Source organism: Aeromicrobium sp. Leaf272 (assembly GCF_001422865.1).
GTDB lineage: Bacteria > Actinomycetota > Actinomycetes > Propionibacteriales > Nocardioidaceae > Aeromicrobium.
Genome location: NZ_LMMY01000009.1, coordinates 667,511 through 667,713, shown reverse-complemented (window position 1 = coordinate 667,713; position 203 = coordinate 667,511). Strand labels below are relative to the sequence as shown.

At 72.4% G+C, this 203-nt stretch carries 1 pseudogene; it reads left to right on the top strand.

Annotated features, from left to right (window positions below):
• Positions 1–61: 61 nt before the first annotated feature.
• Positions 62–203, top strand: a pseudogene (locus ASF38_RS18885) (serine hydroxymethyltransferase); the annotation flags it as partial.

The window sequence follows — 203 nt, the reverse complement described above, 5'->3', positions numbered from 1 at the left end:
CCCCCGCCCACGTCACACCCGGACTCCCCCGCCCTTCGAGGACGCCCACTACCCTGGGGGCATGGACCTGAACCAGTCGCTCGCCGCGTTCGACCCCGACGTCGCGCGTCTCCTCGACGCCGAGCTGGAGCGCCAGCAGACGACGCTCGAGATGATCGCCTCGGAGAACTTCGCCCCCGTCGCCGCCCTGCAGGCGCAGGGCA